General features: G+C 69.8%; 15 protein-coding genes. 3 read left to right on the forward strand and 12 right to left on the reverse strand.

Annotation, left to right across the window (positions count from 1 at the left end; all coding sequences use genetic code 11):
* The first annotated feature begins 298 nt into the window (after positions 1-298).
* Together AC07RM_RS13170 and AC07RM_RS13175 are read left to right on the forward strand one after the other, a co-directional pair.
* Positions 299-928, forward strand: a complete 630-nt coding sequence (locus AC07RM_RS13170) for a TetR/AcrR family transcriptional regulator (RefSeq protein WP_495334779.1) — start codon at positions 299-301, stop codon at positions 926-928.
* 135 nt (positions 929-1,063) lie between these two features.
* A complete protein-coding gene (locus AC07RM_RS13175; protein WP_495334780.1) occupies positions 1,064-2,032 on the forward strand; it encodes a hypothetical protein in 969 nt (322 codons plus the stop codon).
* Positions 2,033-2,054: 22 nt separating this feature from the next.
* On the opposite strand, the gene AC07RM_RS13180 is transcribed toward AC07RM_RS13175, so the two are convergent.
* The 10 genes from AC07RM_RS13180 to AC07RM_RS13225 form a co-directional block, all read right to left on the reverse strand.
* Positions 2,055-3,053: an ABC transporter ATP-binding protein gene (locus tag AC07RM_RS13180; RefSeq protein ID WP_495334781.1), complete on the reverse strand. Its 999-nt coding sequence runs from the start codon at positions 3,051-3,053 to the stop codon at positions 2,055-2,057.
* 8 nt (positions 3,054-3,061) lie between these two features.
* Positions 3,062-4,135, reverse strand: a complete 1,074-nt coding sequence (locus AC07RM_RS13185) for an ABC transporter ATP-binding protein (RefSeq protein WP_495334782.1) — start codon at positions 4,133-4,135, stop codon at positions 3,062-3,064.
* Positions 4,132-5,058, reverse strand: a complete 927-nt coding sequence (locus tag AC07RM_RS13190; protein ID WP_495334783.1) for an ABC transporter permease — start codon at positions 5,056-5,058, stop codon at positions 4,132-4,134. The genes AC07RM_RS13185 and AC07RM_RS13190 overlap by 4 nt, the downstream gene beginning before the upstream one ends.
* Before the next feature lie 3 nt (positions 5,059-5,061).
* The gene (locus AC07RM_RS13195) at positions 5,062-6,018 is read right to left on the reverse strand and encodes an ABC transporter permease (protein WP_495334784.1); all 957 of its coding nucleotides are present in this window, start codon (positions 6,016-6,018) and stop codon (positions 5,062-5,064) included.
* 15 nt (positions 6,019-6,033) lie between these two features.
* Positions 6,034-7,647 carry an ABC transporter substrate-binding protein gene (locus AC07RM_RS13200; protein WP_495334785.1) on the reverse strand — a complete coding sequence of 538 codons (1,614 nt, stop codon included), beginning with the start codon at positions 7,645-7,647 and terminating at the stop codon, positions 6,034-6,036.
* Positions 7,648-7,853: 206 nt separating this feature from the next.
* The gene (locus AC07RM_RS13205; protein ID WP_495320146.1) at positions 7,854-8,603 is read right to left on the reverse strand and encodes an isochorismatase family protein; all 750 of its coding nucleotides are present in this window, start codon (positions 8,601-8,603) and stop codon (positions 7,854-7,856) included.
* A gap of 216 nt (positions 8,604-8,819) precedes the next feature.
* On the reverse strand, positions 8,820-10,190 hold the full coding sequence (locus AC07RM_RS13210) for a cytochrome-c peroxidase (protein WP_495334786.1): 1,371 nt from the start codon (positions 10,188-10,190) through the stop codon (positions 8,820-8,822).
* A complete protein-coding gene (locus AC07RM_RS13215; protein ID WP_495334787.1) occupies positions 10,187-11,755 on the reverse strand; it encodes a metallophosphoesterase family protein in 1,569 nt (522 codons plus the stop codon). Before AC07RM_RS13215 ends, AC07RM_RS13210 begins: the two co-directional genes overlap by 4 nt.
* Before the next feature lie 121 nt (positions 11,756-11,876).
* Positions 11,877-12,404: a PPC domain-containing DNA-binding protein gene (locus AC07RM_RS13220; protein WP_093352756.1), complete on the reverse strand. Its 528-nt coding sequence runs from the start codon at positions 12,402-12,404 to the stop codon at positions 11,877-11,879.
* 155 nt (positions 12,405-12,559) lie between these two features.
* Positions 12,560-12,970 (reverse strand): thioesterase family protein, encoded by a 411-nt coding sequence (locus AC07RM_RS13225; protein ID WP_495334788.1) that lies wholly within the window; start codon positions 12,968-12,970, stop codon positions 12,560-12,562.
* Positions 12,971-13,154: 184 nt separating this feature from the next.
* Between AC07RM_RS13225 and AC07RM_RS13230 the strand changes: the two genes are divergently transcribed.
* Positions 13,155-14,081: a transcriptional regulator GcvA gene (locus AC07RM_RS13230; RefSeq protein WP_398498645.1), complete on the forward strand. Its 927-nt coding sequence runs from the start codon at positions 13,155-13,157 to the stop codon at positions 14,079-14,081.
* Here AC07RM_RS13230 and AC07RM_RS13235 read toward each other — a convergent pair.
* Complete coding sequence (locus AC07RM_RS13235) at positions 14,069-14,977, reverse strand: amidohydrolase family protein (protein ID WP_495334789.1); 909 nt, start codon at positions 14,975-14,977, stop codon at positions 14,069-14,071. The two genes, AC07RM_RS13230 and AC07RM_RS13235, sit on opposite strands and share 13 nt — an antisense overlap.
* A 21-nt stretch (positions 14,978-14,998) precedes the next feature.
* The gene (locus AC07RM_RS13240; RefSeq protein WP_495334790.1) at positions 14,999-15,997 is read right to left on the reverse strand and encodes a Bug family tripartite tricarboxylate transporter substrate binding protein; all 999 of its coding nucleotides are present in this window, start codon (positions 15,995-15,997) and stop codon (positions 14,999-15,001) included.
* Between the last annotated feature and the right edge of the window lie 2 nt (positions 15,998-15,999).

Raw genomic sequence — 15,999 nt, forward strand, 5'->3', positions numbered from 1 at the left:
TGCGGACGCTCTGTGAGCGCACCAAAAAATGTACCAAGTGGTACAGAAATTGGTAAAAAAAGAGCGCGACTTGAGCTACCAGGGGCGTGGAGCCCGCTCCATGCGCGAGCGCCTGGTGTCCAAGTGCACTCTTCGATCGCATCGATTTAAATATCGATCGGTATAAATATATGGCGACGCCCGAAGACTGTCAACGACACGGTTCGACACGTCGATTTGCCAGCCGGGACAGCAGGTCTTTGCTTGTCGATATATTGTGTATCGACTAGTATGTAATTTTGAACCTGCGGAGATCTTCATGGCTCAGCGAGGCCGACCACGCGCATTCGACCGCGATGCGGCCCTTACCTCGGCCATGCACCTGTTCTGGGAGCATGGCTTCGAATCGACCTCGCTGTCGCAGCTGAAGGCGGCGATGGGCAGTGGAATCTCCGCGCCCAGCTTCTACGCGGCCTTCGAGTCCAAGGAAGCCTTGTTCAAGGAGGCGCTGGATCGATACATGGAGATCTATGGCCACTTGACCAGAAGCCTCCACGATCCTTCGCTGGAGCCGCGAGAAGCGGTGTTCCTGGCATTGAAACGTTCGGCAAAGATGCAGTGGGAGGGCGGGCACCCCAAGGGTTGCATGGTCGCGCTGGGCGTGATGGGCGCCTGCTCGTCGGGCAGCGAAACCATCACCGCAATGCTTCGAGATGTGCGCAGTCGCACGCGTGCCGGGTTCCGTGCCTGCGTCGAGCGGGCCATCAAGAGCGGGGAACTGCGCAAGTCCACGAACCCGGCTTCCATGGCTGCCGCATTCGACAGCTTCTTTCTGGGCCTGTCGGTCCTTGCCCGCGACCGTGTCCGGCTCGCGGTCATCGAGGAATCCGTGGTCGAAGCCATGGGCATCTGGGATGCCGCGCTGGACCGACCCACTCGCTCAGGCTGATTTTTGGTCGACTGGCTGGGGGCAACGCCGACGATGCGGCCTTCGTGCCGGGCAAGGCCGGCGACTGAGGCGCGGCGCGCATTCACCCGTTTTCCGTAGTGGGCGCCGCGCTCGTGCTCACCTATAAGCGGGAGCATGAGGACGAGGATCACGACACTGGCCGCCGCGAGCGCGGCCTGCGCAATGCTGCTGCTGGCAGGTTGCGCTTCACGGCCCGGCCGCGACATCGATGGCGACCTGGCGCTGTACGTGGCCGAGCCGGTGCGCCAGCGCTTCGCCGGCACGCCGCGCGCCGAGCTGCTGGCGGCCGCACCCGCGCTCGACTTCTTCGAGAACCGGCAGGAGCTCGAGCTCAAGGGCAACCTGGGCCTGGTCTCGATCGTTCGCCAGCAGGCCCATGCGAACTGGCAGCAGGGACAGCTGTTGCTGGTCACCGGCTCCGATGTCGCGCGCGAGAAGATCGGCGACAACAACGCCCGCGCGCGCTTTCGCGGCTTGAGCCTGTGCGGGCTGGTGCCGGTGTTCAGCGAGTACGCGGTCGGCATGCAGGTCAACCGCACCCTGGTGATGCCCATCGGTGCCGTCTTCATTCCGGTCGAGGTCACCGACGACGTCTACTTCAGCTACCGCTACCGGATGTCCAGGTTCGAGGGCGATCCCGCACAGCTCTGCGCGCCCGCGCCCGGCGGGAGCTTCACCTACCGTACCGAGACCGAACGCCAGGTCAAGGAGAACGGCGGCCGCTTCGCTCGCTTCAACAAGCAGGTGACGATCAACGACGCGGTGAGTTGCCGCGCCGCGCCCGGCGTGCAGCCTCTGTCTCAGATCACCCCGGGCGCGAAGGGCAGCTACCTGCGCGTGGATTGCGAGCACAAGGACAACATCGAGAACCTGCAGCGGCGAAGCCTGGCCTGGCTGGTCGATGCCGGCGTGTACCTGCCGCTCGAGGAGGTGGGCTGGCAGGGCACGATCAAGACGCGCTATCCGCGGCTCGGCTACACGGTGGGGCCGGCCGTGGTGCCCGCCCCGCCGGCGCCACCCGCCGCGCCCAGGACACCGACGAAACCCGTCGCCACGACGGTCGTGCTCGCCGCGTCGCCCTGATCTCCGCCTGCGCGCCGCCGCCTCAGGCCGCGAGCCGCACGCAGCGCGCGAGATGCGCGCGTCCCACCTCCAGGTTCGGCGGCACGCCCATCGCGCAGCGCGGCTGCACCCGGGCGCAGCGCGGCGCGAAGGCGCAGCCCGGCGGCAGGTCGTTGAGGTCGGGCACCGAGCCGGGAATCGAATCGAGCGGGCGGCCACCGGTGCCGCCATGCACCGTCGCGCGCAGCAAGCCCTGGGTGTAGGGATGGCGCGGCGCATCCATCACCTCGGCCACCGGGCCCGATTCGACGAAGCGCCCCGCGTACATCACGGCGATGCGGTCGGCGACTTCGCAGGCCACGCCGAGGTCGTGGGTGACGAAGATGGTGGCCATGCCGAGCTCCTGCTGCAGCTGGCGCAGCAGCAGCAGGATCTGGATCTGCACCGTGGCGTCGAGCGCGGTGGTCGGTTCGTCGGCCAGCAGCAGCCGCGGGCGGCAGGCCAGCGCCAGCGCGATCATGGCGCGCTGGCGCAGCCCGCCCGACAGCTCGTGCGGGTAGGCCTCGAGGCGCCGCTGCGCGGACGGGATCTGCACCAGCTCGAACAGCTCCAGCGCGCGCCGATGGCCGTCCTTCACCGAGACGCCGTCGTGGCAGGCCACGGTCTCGGCGATCTGGCGCCCGATGCGGAACACCGGGTCGAAGGCCGTCATCGGTTCCTGGAACACCATCGACACCAGCCCACCACGCACGCTGCGCAGCCGCGAGGCTGGCAGGTCGAGGATGCGGATGCCGTCGATGAGGATCTCGCCGCCGATGCGCGCCGTCGGCGGGAACAGCCGCATCAGCGCGCGCAGGGTCACGCTCTTGCCCGAACCCGATTCGCCGAGCAGACAGAGCACCTGGCCGCGGTGCACGTCGAAGCTGACGCCGCCGACCACCGGGATGTCGAGATCGCGCGAGACGAAGCGCACCGTGAGGTCGCGTACCTGGACCAGCGGCGCGTCGGCCGAGGAGGGGAGGGGAGAGGAGTGGGAGGGCATGGTCCTGCTCACGGTCGATTCGGATTCGAAGGGCTGGCGAGGCTGTGGCCCGAGCCCGCCGTGCAGGCGTGGCAGGCGACCACGTGCCCCGCCTCGGCGCGGGCAAGCGGCGGTTCGGCCGCCGCGCACACGGGCTCGGCGATCGTGCAGCGGGTGCGGAAGCGGCAGCCCGAGGGCGGGTCGACCGGGTTTGGCGGATCGCCCGCGAGCGGCGCCTTCTCGATGCGCCGGCGCGGGTCCATCGAGAGGCGCGAAGCCAGCAGGCCCTGCGTGTAGGGATGCAGTGGCGCCTCGTAGAGCCGCCCGGCCGGCGCCACCTCGATCACCTTGCCGAGGTACATCACCATCACGCGGTCGCTGACGTGGCGCACCACGTTGAGGTCGTGCGAGATGAAGAGATAGGTCAGGCGCAGCCGGCGCTGGAGCTCCTGCAGCAGGTTGAGCACCTGGGCCTCCACCGACTTGTCGAGTGCCGAGACGGCCTCGTCGAGGATCAGCACGCGCGGGCCCAGTGCCAGCGCGCGCGCGATGTTCACGCGCTGGCGCTGGCCGCCCGAGAGTTCGTGCGGATAGCGCTGCGCGAACAGGTCGGGCGCGAGGCCGACCAGTCCGAGCGTCTCGCGCGCGCGTTCGCGCGCCATGGCGGTGGGCGTGCCGGCGGCCTTGAGGCCGAACATCACCGAGTCCTCGATGGTCAGCCTCGGGTTCAGCGAGGCATGGCTGTCCTGGAACACCATCTGCATCTTCTTGCGCATCGCGCGCGTGGCCGCGCTGGTGGCGTGGCCGGCCACGTGGCCGTCGACCTCGACCACGCCTTCGTCGGGTTCGATCAGGCGCATCAGCAGCCGTGCCGAGGTGGACTTGCCGCAGCCCGATTCGCCGACGATGCCGAGCGTCTCGCCGTCGTGGACCTCGAAGCCGATGCCGTCCACCGCCTTGACGTGGGCCGTGACGCGCCCGAGCAGGCCGGACTTGAGCGGGAAGTGCTTGCGCAGCCCCGCGACGCGCAGGATGACCGGGCGCGACGCGGCGTCGGGTGGCGCATCGGCGGGCGCGAGGGTGAGGTGCGGGAGGGAGTTCATGCGTGCACGTCCATGGCCGCGCGAAGGCCGTCGCTGATGAGGTTGGAACAGATCGAGGTCAGGAAGATCATCACGCCCGGCAGGATGGCGTTGAGCGGCGCGACGTAGATCGACTGGCGCAGCGTGTTGAGCATCAGCCCCCACTCGGCTTCGGGCGGCACCACGCCCAGGCCCAGGAAGCTCAGGCCGGAGGCGATCACGATCGACACGCTGACCAGGCTCGAGGCATAGATCAGGATCGGCCCGAGCACGTTGCTCAGCACATGGCCGAGCACGATGCGCAGCGCGGAGGCGCCGGTGGCGCGCGCCGCGTCCACGTAGTCCTGCGAGCGCACCTGGGTGGTCACGCTCTCGGCCACGCGCGCGATCGGCGGCACGAAGATCAGCGTGAGCGACACCAGGCTGTTGAGCATGCCCGCGCCGAGCACGCCCGAGATCGCGACCGCCAGCAGCACCGAGGGGAAGGCGTAGAACACGTCGACCACGCGCATGATCGCCATGTTGAGCGCGCCGCCCGCGTAGCCCGCGACGATGCCGAGCGTGGCGCCGATCGCCGTGGCGAACAGCACCGGCATGAAGCCCATGAACAGCGAGTTGCGCCCGCCGTGCAGCAGGCGCGAGAGCAGGTCGCGGCCGAGCTCGTCGGTGCCGAGCCAGTGGCTGGCGTCGCCGGGCGGCAGCAGCCGCCGCGTCATGCTGGTGGCGAAGGGATCGTGCGGCGCCACCCACGGCGCGAACACGGCCAGCGCGATCACCAGCAGCAGCACGGCCAGGCAGGTCAGCGTGAGCGGATCGCGCGCGAGCCGGCGCGCCACCTGCTGCCAGAAGCTGCGCGAGACCGGCCGCCGCGATGCGGCTGCGGGAGCGGGTACGGCAGGTACCGGTGGCACGGCCGCGGGACGAAGAGGGAGAATCCGGTTCATGGCTCAGCTGCGCTTGATGCGCGGATCGAACATCGTCTGGACCAGGTCCACGGCGAGGTTGATGAAGACGAAGAACATCGACAGCACGAGGATGGTTCCCTGCAGCACCGGCAGGTCGCGCGTGAAGATGGCGGTGTTCAGCAGGAAGCCGGTGCCCGGCCACGAGAACACCGTCTCCACCAGGATCGAGCCGCCGAGCAGCTGCGCGAGCTGCAGGCCGGCAATGGCCAGCACCGTGGGCGCCGCGTTCTTCACGATGTGAACGAACACGCCGAAGGGCTGCAGCCCCTTGGCATGGAGCGTCTGCACGAACTCGCGCTTGCGCACCTCGGCGACCGTGCTGCGCACCGTGCGCGCCACGATGCCGGCCGGGATCACCGCCATCGCGATCGCGGGCAGCACCAGCGCGCGCAGGCTGTCGGCGCTCAACGAGAAGGTGGTGTCGGCGCCCTGCGAGCCCATGCCCATCGCGGGCAGCAGGCCCAGGTTGACCGAGAACACCACCACCAGGACCATGCCGAGCCAGTAGTGCGGAATGCTCACGCCGGTGACCGCCACGGTGGTCACCGCGCGGTCGAGCGTGCTGCCGCTGCGAAAGCCCGCCACCAGCCCGAGCAGCAGGCCCGCCGACATGCCCAGCAGCGTGGCGGCCGCGGCGAGCGCGAAGGTGTTGACCACCGCGGGTGCCACTTCGTCGAGCACCGGGCGGCGCGTCACTGTCGACTGGCCGAAGTCGCCGGTGAGCACGTGGCCTAGCCATTTCAGGTATTGCTCGGGCAGCGAGCGATCGAAGCCGTAGGCGGCTCGCACCTCGGCCACCAGTTGCGGGCTGGCGCTCTCGGGCAGCACCGCGCTCAGCGGATCGCCCGGTGCCAGGTGGATCAGCGCGAAGCAGAACAGCGACACGCCGAGCGCGATCGGCACGGTGTAGAGCAGGCGACGCAGGAAGTAGACGAACATGGCGGTGTCCGGCGCTCAGTCCACCACGACCGGCGTCAGGTCCTGGATCCAGCTCTGCGCCTGCACGAAGCCCTTGACGCGCGGCGACAGCGCGCGCGGGTTCACGTCGTGCACGACCCAGATCCACATCGCCTGGTCGACGATGCGCGCATGCAGATCGGCCAGGATGCGGTCCTGCTCCTTGGGATCGAAGGTGGTGCGCGCGCGCGTCACCAGCTCGTCGGCCTTCGGGTCGTTGAAGCGGCCCCAGTTGTAGCCCGTGGGCACCGGCTCGAACGAGGCCGCGGTCTTGATCAGCGCGATGTCCGGGTCCCAGAAGCCCCAGCTGTTGTTGACGCCGTGGCGGCCCTTGTTCTCGGGCGCCCAGGCGCCGGCGCGGCGGCGCGCGCGCAGTGCTTCCCAGTCCATCACCTCGAACTCGAGGTCGATGCCGACCTGCTTGTAGTTCTCCTTGATCAGCTCGTTCATCGACAGCGGCTGCATCTGGCCCGAGCCCGAGGGTGCGATCACGATCTTGATGCGTGCCGGGTTGCTCTTGCTGTAGCCCGCCTCGGCCAGCAGCCTGGTGGCGGCGGCCGGGTCGTACTTGATGTCGAAGGCCGGGCTGCCGAACCACGGATGGCCCGGCGTGACCATGCCCTTGGCCGGCAGCGCGAGCCCGCCCAGCAGCTTCACCATGCCCTCGCGATCGATCGCGAGGTTGGCGGCCTTGCGCACGCGCACGTCCTTCAGCGGTGAGTCGTCGAGCAGGCTGATCTGGTAGGCCCAGACATGCGGGTACTTGTTGGTCACGATCTGCATGCCGGCCTGCCGCAGGCGCGGCACCGCGTCGGGCGGCGGCGCTTCCACCCAGTCGACCTGCCGCGACAGCAGCGCGGCCACGCGCGTGTTCGGATCGGGCATCGGCAGCAGCACCAGGCGGTCGGATTTCGGCACCCGCGCCGCATCCCAGTACTGCGCGTTGCGGACCAGCTCGGCGCGCTCGCGCGGCACCAGCTTCTGCAGGATCCACGGGCCGGTGCCCGAGGGCTGGGCGGCGAACTTGTTCCAGTCCTTGCCCACCTCGGCCCAGCGCTTCGGGCTCGAGAAGAAGATGTTGACCAGGTTGTAGGGCAGCACCGCATCGGGCTTGGCGGTGCGGATCTGCACCGTGTGGTCGTCGACCTTGGCCCAGCCGCTGATCGCGCTGTAGTACTGCGAGCCCTGGGTCGACTGGGCCTGGTCGAACTGCGGCGCGTCGCGCTTCATCAGCTTCTCGAGGTTCCAGACCACGGCATCGGCGTTGAACTCGGAACCGTCGTGGAACTTCACGCCGCGGCGCAGCTTGAAGGTCCACAGCGTCTTGTCGGTGGCCGAGACCGACCAGCTCTCGGCCAGCGCGGGCCGCAGCACCGCGGTCTTGTCCGCGCTCGACAGGTCCCAGCTCACGAGCGAGTCGTAGACCGTGCCGCCCATGAAGCGCAGGCCCTCGGTGCCCTGGCTCGGCTGTCCGGTGGTCAGCGGGATGTCGGCCACGGTCATGCCGACGCGCAGGACCTTCTCGGCCAGTGCCGACAGCGGCAGCAGGCCCGCCGCGAACAGGGATGCGGCCAGCAGCCGCGACGCGAAAGCGCGAGTTCTCGATCTCATATGTGCTCCTCTACGATTCGATGCGACCCCGCTGGCATCGGCTCGGCGGCCGTGTCTCGCGGGGCGGGTGGTGATGCCAGGGGGCAGGTTCCGTGCCAGCGGAACCCAGGCCGCGCGGCGCCCGGTGGCCGCCGGGTCTGTCTGCCGCGCAGACAGATCGGGCGCCTCGGCTGTCGCGCGCGCGTACAGCCGGACACCCGGAAAAATCAGGCCATCGCGGGCTGCCCGTCAGGCAGTTCGAACTGGCCGGCGGGCAAGGTGCCGAGATAGTCGAGCAGCTCCGCGGTCTTCACCACGTCCGCGTACTTCGCGTGCATGTCGCACAGGTTGATCGCGTGGCTGGCCTGCGCGCGGTCGAAGCAGCCGTCCTCCGCCACCGCCACGCGGTAGTTGAGGCTGAAGGCGTCGATCACCGTCGCGCGCACGCAGCCCGAGGTGGTGGTGCCGGTCACGATCACGCTGTCGCAGCCCAGCAAGGTGAGATAGCTCGCGAGGTTGGTCCCGAAGAAGCCCGAGGGCTTCTGCTTGAGGACTACGAGGTCGCGCGGCCCCGGCGCGATCTCGGCGACGATCTCGTTCGCGCCGCGCGAGGACTTCGCGATCTGCTCGCCGTCGTCGCTCAGGCGCGCATCCTTCCAGCGCCAGCTGCCGCCATCCCAGCTGTCGGCGCGGCGCACGCCGGTGGTGTAGATCACCGGCACGCCGCGTTCGCGGCTCTTGTCGATCAGTGCGCGGATGTGCGGGATCGCGAGCCAGGCGTCCTCGCCGCAGGAGGTGTGCCAGTTGCGAATCGATTCGAGGATCGGCACCGGCTTCTCATCGCAGAAGGCATAGCTCACGTCGATGACCAGCAGCGCCGGCCGCTTGCCGAAGCCGCCCCTGGCGCCGAAGCCGGAGGTGGCGAAGACCGCCTTGTCGCGCGCGGTCAGGAACTGGTCCCATAGAGGTTCTTGCATGTTCGAGGCTCCAGGTGATGTTGAGAGCCAGTCGTTCTGCAATCGCCATGCCCCGGTCGCCGTCCGCGCCCCGCACGCGGTGCCCGCACCCTGTTTTTCCCTCTGGAGCGGCGCCGTCGCGCGTGCGGATCCGGTGTGTCTTCGCGTCGCCCGCCGTGTGTGCGGGAACGACACCGGCGCGCCCGGTGTGCGCGTGGTCGACAGCCGCCTTCGGCGCTACCGGGTCGCGGGCGCGTTCGCCACCGCGGCAACGCCGGGTGCGCGCATGGCCGCCTCGTAGCGCGCATCGGTCAGCGTGCCGAGGAAGGCGCTGATCGCGTCGATCTCCTCGTCGCTGAGCCCTGGCGTGCTGCCCGGGCGGCGGTTCATCGGCGTCGAGTTCACGTTGATGTTCGCGCGATGCGCGGCGGGCACGTCGTCGAAGGTGGCGTGGCCGTGGTACCACTTGGCCGGATCGGTCGAACGCGTGGCGTAGAAGGCCACCGCCTCGCGCAGCGTGGCGAAGGTGCCGTTGTGCATGAAGCTCTGGCGCACCGCGACGTTGCGCAGGCCCGGGGTGCGGAAGTAGCCGCACCACTGGCCGGGATCGGGCCAGCGCAGTTGCGAGGCCGTGCGGCAGAGCCCGTTGTCGAAGTGGCGCGCCTCGCGGTTCGCGGGCAACGCCAGGTTGCGCGGCACGGCGATCGCGTCGTAGCCGAAGTCGGTGAACAGCGAGCGCTCGGGCCGGCTCGCGGTGTCCGAGAGCGTATGGCAGGACATGCAGTTGCCCTTGTCCGGATTCTTGAACAGCGCCAGGCCGCGCATCTCCTGCGGCGTCAGCGGCGTGCGCTGGCGCAGATAGTCGTCGAAGCGCGAGCTGAAGGGCGCCATCTCGTCGCTCTGGAGGTAGGCCTGCAGCGCCAGGCCGATGCCCTGGACCATGCGCTGCGGATCGCGCAGCACCTCGGGTCCCAGCGCCTGCGACAGCGCCGGCGCGAGCTCGGTGGCGCGTACCTTGCGCAGCAGGCTGCGCGGCGAGGCGTTGTTCATCTCGTCGGGATCGAACAGCGGGCCGCGGACCTGCTCGGCCAGCGTGTCGGCGCGGCCGTCGGCGAACAGGCCGCCGAACGGCGATGCGTAGGGCGCGTCGTCGTCCTGGTAGAAGTGGCGCCGCGGCACGTAGCGCACGTACAGCAGCGAGGGCGCGGTGCGCGCGCTGAAGCGGCCCGCGCGGCTGCCCTGCGGCGTGCGCGGCCCCGCGAGCGATGGCGCATTCAGCGTCGACGTGAAGGCGCGCAGCGGGTCGTGGCAACCGGCGCACGACAGCCCTTGCGGCTGCGACAACCGGGTGTCGAAGAAGAGGCGCTTGCCCAGGGCCGCCAGCGCGGGATCGGGCCGGAACACGGCGGCCGTGGGGTCGACGCGCGCGGCGAGCTTCGGCGTGGCGCCGATGTGCTCGATCACCTGGCTCGCGGGGCCGCCGGGGCCGATGACCTGCATCGATCCGGGGGCGGCGCCCGCGGCCCCCACGATCCATCCGAGGCAGGCCGCGCCCAGGGCGAGCGCGGCGCCCGCGAGCGGGGGGAAGCGCGTCGTGCGCCGCGTCACGGCGTCAGGAAGCCGGTCTTGTCGCAGCTCAGCGCCCGGCCGGTCTGCCCGCAGGTGGCGAGCAGCTTGCCGGCCACGGTGTAGGCCTTGAAGGTCCAGCCCACGTCGGGGGATTTCTTGCGCTCCATCAGCATGAAGCCGAAGGTGTTGTGGTGCGTGATGCGGTCGATCGTCACGCCGGGCGCGGGGGTGGTGCCGGCGGGCAGCGGGTCGGGCAGCGCCACGTCCAGGTTGTCGCCGCCGTTGCCCGTCACCACGGTGGCCGGATGGTCGGTGGCGAAGTTCAGCGCCTGGAAGTCATGCACGTGGCCGTGCAGCGCGATATGCACGCCGCTCGGGTAGTAGGCCTTCGCATAGAGGTTGTTCATCACGGACTGCAGCGCGAGGTTGCCCGGCGCGGGCGTCGCGCCCGCCACCGGCGCGAAGGCCAGGATCGGGTGATGGTTGGTGAAGATGGTGGTGCTCATGCCCGGCTTCGCCGCCAGCGCCGCCACGGCCTGGAACTGCTTCTGGTAGGCGATGAACTGCGGGTCGTCGGTCTTCAGCGCCGCCTTGCCGGCCTTGGCCGAGTCGAACACGATGACCTGCGAGCCGCCGCCCAGCGAGACGGCATAGGGCTCGGCATAGTTGCCCGTGCTGTCGTTGGCCGGGTCGTTGCACGAGCGCTTGTCGGCGTAGGCGCGCGTGTCGAGGAAGCGGTACCAGCCCTGGCCGCCGCGCGCGCACTCCTCGTGGTTGCCGCGCACCAGCACCCAGGGGGCTTTCGCGAGCAGCGGCGCGGCGGGCCTGAAGAAGTCGGCCTGCCAGGTGTCCCAGCCATAGCCCCAGGGGCTGCCCTTGCAGCCGGCCACGTCGGCCGGGCAGGCGTTCTCGCGGTAGTGGTAGTCGCCGATGTGCAGCACCAGGTCGGGATCGAAGCCGGCGGCGGTGGCGGCCAGCGGCGCGAACGGCCACACGCTGCTGTCGTTGCAGGGCTGGTAGGCGTTGTCGGCCTTCTTCAGGCGGCAGCCGGTGTCGGCCAGCACCAGGATGCGCTGCGGCTCGGCCTTTGGCAGCGGCAGCGCGCGGCTGCCGACGGCGACCTGCTTCGCCCCCGAGGGAAGGGTCGCCTCGCAGGTCGACACCGGAAATTCCGAAGGCTTCGAGTCGGCGGGATCGCTGGCCGTGGTGCGCAGCGGCATCGAGCCGGAGCCGATGCGCAGGCTCATGCGGCTGGCCTTGCCGTCGACCGTGATCTGCGGGCAGGTGGCGTTCGCATCGGCCGCCGTGTCGGCGGCGGGCGCGGCGTAGCTGGTGATGACGCGCGCGAAGGCCGCGTTGCCGTCGCCGATCTCGACCCAGGCGGCCTGCAGGTTGGCGTCGGCCGTGGCCGCGTCGGGCGCGGGCGGCGGCGCGGAAGCCGGCGGCGCTGCGGGCGCACCGGCCACCGGAACGAAGCTGCTCGAGGAGCCGCCGCCGTTGCATGCCTGCAGGGCGGCGAATGATGCGAGCGCGGCGAAGGCGGCGAGCCAGCGAAGGCGGCGTGCGTCGAGCCGCGCGCGCGGCGTCGTGGGAGTGGCGTGCATGGGGATCCCTCTGTTGTGGGTTGTTGTCGTGGGTCCCCGGAAGATACGAAGCCAACATGCAAGCCGTGTTACAGCGCCGTGTCACCGGCCCGCGCCAGCCCCTTTCACGCCCGCATGCCGTCTACTTCGCGCCCGGGTGCAACCCCAGCACATTCGCCCCGATGGCAGGATCGACGAAGCGCTCGAGCCGCTGCGGATGCAGGATCACCGTGATCTCGCACGAGCCCGTGCCCACGGTCAGTCCCAGCAGGTGGCCGCCCGCGCCGATGAAGCTGCCGTCGGTCACGATGCCGTGGGCATGGATCGAGGGCTTGCCTTCCTTCCAGGCGATCGAGCCCGTGAGGTTGGCGAGCTCCACGTCCTTGAAGGTCTTCGGGTTGAAGACCTTCTTCGCGAAGTCGTAGAAGCCGAAGGTGGCCTCGCGCATGAAGCCGATGCCCACGATGCTGGCGCTCGGTATCTGTTCGACCACGGCGAGGCGCTCGAGGTGCGCGAGCACGTCGTCGCCGTTGCGCAGCACCATCAGGTAGCCGGTGGGCGTGCGCGTGACCTTGCCGGTCAGGTCCTGCGCGCCGGCCGAGGCGCTGAAGGCGAGCGAGGCACAGGCGGTGGCCAGTGCGAAGAGGGCGGAGGCGAGGGTCTTGAACATCGGTCTGTCTCGTTTCTTTTTGAAGATGCAACCAGGTTGCGGATTCGGCTTTCGCCGCGCGGGTGAGGAACGGCCGCACGCCCGCACCGAAAGTGCTGGCGCGCCGCTGTCCGGCACGGGGGGCCGCGGGCAGTGGCCCGCGGAAGATCAGGAACTCACGAGGCGTTCGTGCCCTTGGCGACGGCCGCGTGCACCTTCGCGCGCAGCCGCGCGACGTCGACGACGAAGCGGCTGTGGGTGCCGCTCGCGACTTCCTTGTCGCCTTCGTGCACCGTGAACTCGAAGTCCACGCCGCGGCCGTCGACCGTGCGCACCCGCGCCTCGATGCGCACCGGCTGGCCCAGCAGCGTGGCGCCCACGTGCTTGAGCGCGATCGCGGTGCCGACCGAGGATTCGCCCGCGCCCACGTGGTCGAGCAGGAAGTCGAGGCAGGTCTGCTCGACGTCGCGCACCAGCTCGGGCGTGGCATAGATGCGCAGGTCCTCGCCGAGGAAGTCGACGGTGCGCGGGCGGTCGATCACGAGTTCGCGGCGGGCGAGGGCGCCTGGGCGCAGTTCTGGGTTCATGGGGTTGGTCCGAAAGCGTTGAGCGTCAATTGACGTTGTCCCGACTGGCCGTGCGTCGGTGCGAAGGGCAGTCTAGGAATCGCGGCGCGGCGCGGCAAACGAGTTTTTCTCGAAGCATTGCGTAGAAAATATTGAAGGCCCCGCGCCCCCGTCCCGTGCCCGCTCCCGAAGGAATCCGTCCACCATGTCGCGCCCCATTCCCCCGCTCAATCCGCTGCGTGCCTTCGAGGTCGCGGCGCGGCACTTGAGCTTCACGCGCGCGGCCGACGAGCTCTTCGTCACGCCCTCGGCCGTGAGCCACCAGATCAAGACGCTCGAGGAGAACCTCGGCATCGCGCTGTTCGTGCGCGACACCAAGTCGCTTGCGCTCACCGCGGCCGGCAAGGCCTACCTGCCCGGTATCCAGGAAGCCTTCAAGCAGGTGATGTACGCGACGCAGCAGCTGCGCCAGTCGCAAGGCACGCCCTCGCTCAAGATCAACCTGCCGCCGACCTTCGCGGTCAAGTGGCTGATCCCGCGCATGCGCCGCTTCATGCAGGCCTACCCCGACATCGACCTCGAGATCTCGACCTCCAAGCACATGGTCGACTTCACGCGCGAGGACTTCGACATGGCGGTGCGCTATGGCCGCGGCATCTACCCGGGCCTGCACTCCGAGCTGTGCCTGCCGGTCGAGGTGTTCCCGGTTTGCAGCCCTGCGCTGATGCAGGGAGAGCATCCGCTGCGCACGCCGGCCGACCTTCGGCACCACGTGCTGCTGCACGACAACAGCACCTACAGCGACGTGAGCAATCCCGACTGGGGCATGTGGCTCGAACATGCGGGCGTGAGCGACGTGGACGTGACGCGCGGCCCCTCGTTCTGGCCCAGCCACCTGGTGATCGCCGCCGCGGTCGACGGGCTCGGCGTGGCGCTGGTGAAGAAGAACTGGGTGATGAAGGACCTGGCCGACGGCCTGCTGGTGCGGCCCTTCGATGTCACGCTGCCGGTGGAGTTCTCCTACTTCATGGTCTATCCGCAGGACCGCGCCGCCGATGCGCGCATCGCGGCCTTCGTGTCATGGGTGCACGAAGAGCGCGCGAAGGACGAGGCGGCGGCTCAGAGCCGGTAGAGCCGCACGGCGTTGTCGTGCAGCAGCTGCCGGCGTTCCGTGTCGGAGTGCCCGGCGATGGCCGCGAGAAAGCCGCGCAGGATCGTCTCGTAGCTGGCCACCAGGCTGTCGACCGGGAAGTTGCTCGCGAACATGCAGCGCGACGCGCCGAAGATCGCGATCGCGTCGCGGATCAGCGGCACGTTGGCCTCCTCGGTCCATGGCAGGCCGCGTTGGCCCAGGCCCGAGATCTTGATCGCGGTGTTGGGCGCATCGGCCAGACGCTCGAGCGCGCGGCGCCAGCCCGCGAGGCCCTCGGCGCTGCGGTCCGCGGGCAGGCCGCTGTGGTTGAGGATCAGCAGCGTGCGCGGAAAGTCGCGCGCGAGCTGCGTGGCCTGGTCGAGGTTCCACCACGGCGCCTGCAGGTCGAACGAGAGCCCGTGCGTCTCGAGCAGCGCATAGCCCGCGCGCCAGCGCGGATCGTCCATCGAGCCCGCCACGCCGCGTGCGGCCCCGGCAGCCGATGAGGCCGTCACCGGCTTGTGGCGGATGCCGCGCACCAGCGCGAACGCGGCCTGCGCCGCGAGCACCTCGGCCACGTCGCCGCGATCGAGCGTCGCATGCGCGACGATCGCCGAGGGCCGGCCCTCGGTGGCCGCGAGGCCGGTGAGCCAGCGGGTTTCGGCCACCGGGTCGGCGCGCTCCCACTCGGCCTCGATGTGCACCGTGCGCGCCGGCGCGAAGTCGCGCGTGTCGCGCGCGAGATCGGCCGGCAGGTAGTTGCGCTTCAGCGCCGCGTAGTCGCCGTAGCGGAAGTTCGGCACCGTCTCGCCCTGCAGCCAGGGATAGGGATGCGCATCGAGGTGCCAGAAGTGCTGGTGCGCGTCGACGAAGGGTTCGCTGAATTCGAAAGCCATCGCGCGATTCTCGGCCGTGCCTCAGCTCGACAGATTGATCTTGCCCGCCAGCGCCTTGAAGAACTCGCTCTCCCTGGCCATCACCGCCTCGAGCGCGGCATCGTCGGCATAGGTGTCGGTGCTGAAGTGCAGCTTGGCCAGCGCTTCGAGCCACGCCGGTTCCTTCACGGCCTTCGCGACCGCGCCCTTGAGCACCGCGATCACGTCGTCGGGCGTGCCGCGCGGCGCCGACAGGCCGCGCCAGATGCCGATCGACAGGTCGATGTTGCGTTCCTTGAGCGTCGGGATCTTCTCGAAGCCGTCGGCCACGCGCCGGTCGGCCATCACGGCCAGCGCCTTGAGCTTGCCCGCGGCCACGTAGCTCGACACCTCGGCCGTGCTCACGGTCACCGCGTCGATGTGGCCGCCGAGCAGCGCCAGCACCGCGGGCGCGCCGCCGGCATAGGGGATGTGGTTGAACTTCGCGCCGGTCTTCTCGGCCAGCGCGGCGGCCGCCATGTGCCAGGTCGAGCCGTGGCCCGCATTGCCCACGCGGATGTTCGCGTCGCCCTTGCGCGCGGCCTCGAGGAACTGCTCGAGCGTGGCGTAGGGCGCATCGGCGCGCACCACGACCGCGGCCGGGTCGGCATTGAGCCGCGCGATCGGGCGCAGGTCCTTGTACGAGAACTTGGCCAGGCCCAGGTGGTTGAGAAAGGTCAGTTCGGTCGACGACAGCACGATGCGGTAGCCGTCGGGCTTGGCGTTGACCACGTCGCCCAGCCCGAGCACGCCGCTGGCGCCGGGCTTGTTGATGACGACCACCGGCTGCGGCAGGTACTTGGCGACCGCCGCGCCGAAGGCCCGGCCCACCACGTCGGCGCCGCCACCGGCCTGCCAGGGCACGACCAGCTCGATCGGCTTGTGCGGATAGGCGCCGGCCTGCGCCCGTGCGAAGCCGGGTGCGAGCAGCAGCGCACCCGAGAGCGCGGGGATGGCGCCGAGCCAGCGGCGGCGCGAGAGGTCGATGGTGCTTTCCTGCATGG

Source organism: Variovorax sp. GW821-FHT09B05 (genome assembly GCF_059418265.1).

Excerpts from the sequence above, each read along its gene's own strand:
- AC07RM_RS13170 (WP_495334779.1), top strand. The coding sequence starts at position 299 with ATGGCTCAGCGAGGCCGACCACGCGCATTCGACCGCGATGCGGCCCTT.
- AC07RM_RS13175 (WP_495334780.1), top strand. The coding sequence starts at position 1,064 with ATGAGGACGAGGATCACGACACTGGCCGCCGCGAGCGCGGCCTGCGCA.
- AC07RM_RS13180 (WP_495334781.1), bottom strand. The coding sequence starts at position 3,053 with ATGCCCTCCCACTCCTCTCCCCTCCCCTCCTCGGCCGACGCGCCGCTG.
- AC07RM_RS13185 (WP_495334782.1), bottom strand. The coding sequence starts at position 4,135 with ATGAACTCCCTCCCGCACCTCACCCTCGCGCCCGCCGATGCGCCACCC.
- AC07RM_RS13190 (WP_495334783.1), bottom strand. The coding sequence starts at position 5,058 with ATGAACCGGATTCTCCCTCTTCGTCCCGCGGCCGTGCCACCGGTACCT.
- AC07RM_RS13195 (WP_495334784.1), bottom strand. The coding sequence starts at position 6,018 with ATGTTCGTCTACTTCCTGCGTCGCCTGCTCTACACCGTGCCGATCGCG.
- AC07RM_RS13200 (WP_495334785.1), bottom strand. The coding sequence starts at position 7,647 with ATGAGATCGAGAACTCGCGCTTTCGCGTCGCGGCTGCTGGCCGCATCC.
- AC07RM_RS13205 (WP_495320146.1), bottom strand. The coding sequence starts at position 8,603 with ATGCAAGAACCTCTATGGGACCAGTTCCTGACCGCGCGCGACAAGGCG.
- AC07RM_RS13215 (WP_495334787.1), bottom strand. The coding sequence starts at position 11,755 with ATGCACGCCACTCCCACGACGCCGCGCGCGCGGCTCGACGCACGCCGC.
- AC07RM_RS13220 (WP_093352756.1), bottom strand. The coding sequence starts at position 12,404 with ATGTTCAAGACCCTCGCCTCCGCCCTCTTCGCACTGGCCACCGCCTGT.
- AC07RM_RS13225 (WP_495334788.1), bottom strand. The coding sequence starts at position 12,970 with ATGAACCCAGAACTGCGCCCAGGCGCCCTCGCCCGCCGCGAACTCGTG.
- AC07RM_RS13230 (WP_398498645.1), top strand. The coding sequence starts at position 13,155 with ATGTCGCGCCCCATTCCCCCGCTCAATCCGCTGCGTGCCTTCGAGGTC.
- AC07RM_RS13235 (WP_495334789.1), bottom strand. The coding sequence starts at position 14,977 with ATGGCTTTCGAATTCAGCGAACCCTTCGTCGACGCGCACCAGCACTTC.
- AC07RM_RS13240 (WP_495334790.1), bottom strand. The coding sequence starts at position 15,997 with ATGCAGGAAAGCACCATCGACCTCTCGCGCCGCCGCTGGCTCGGCGCC.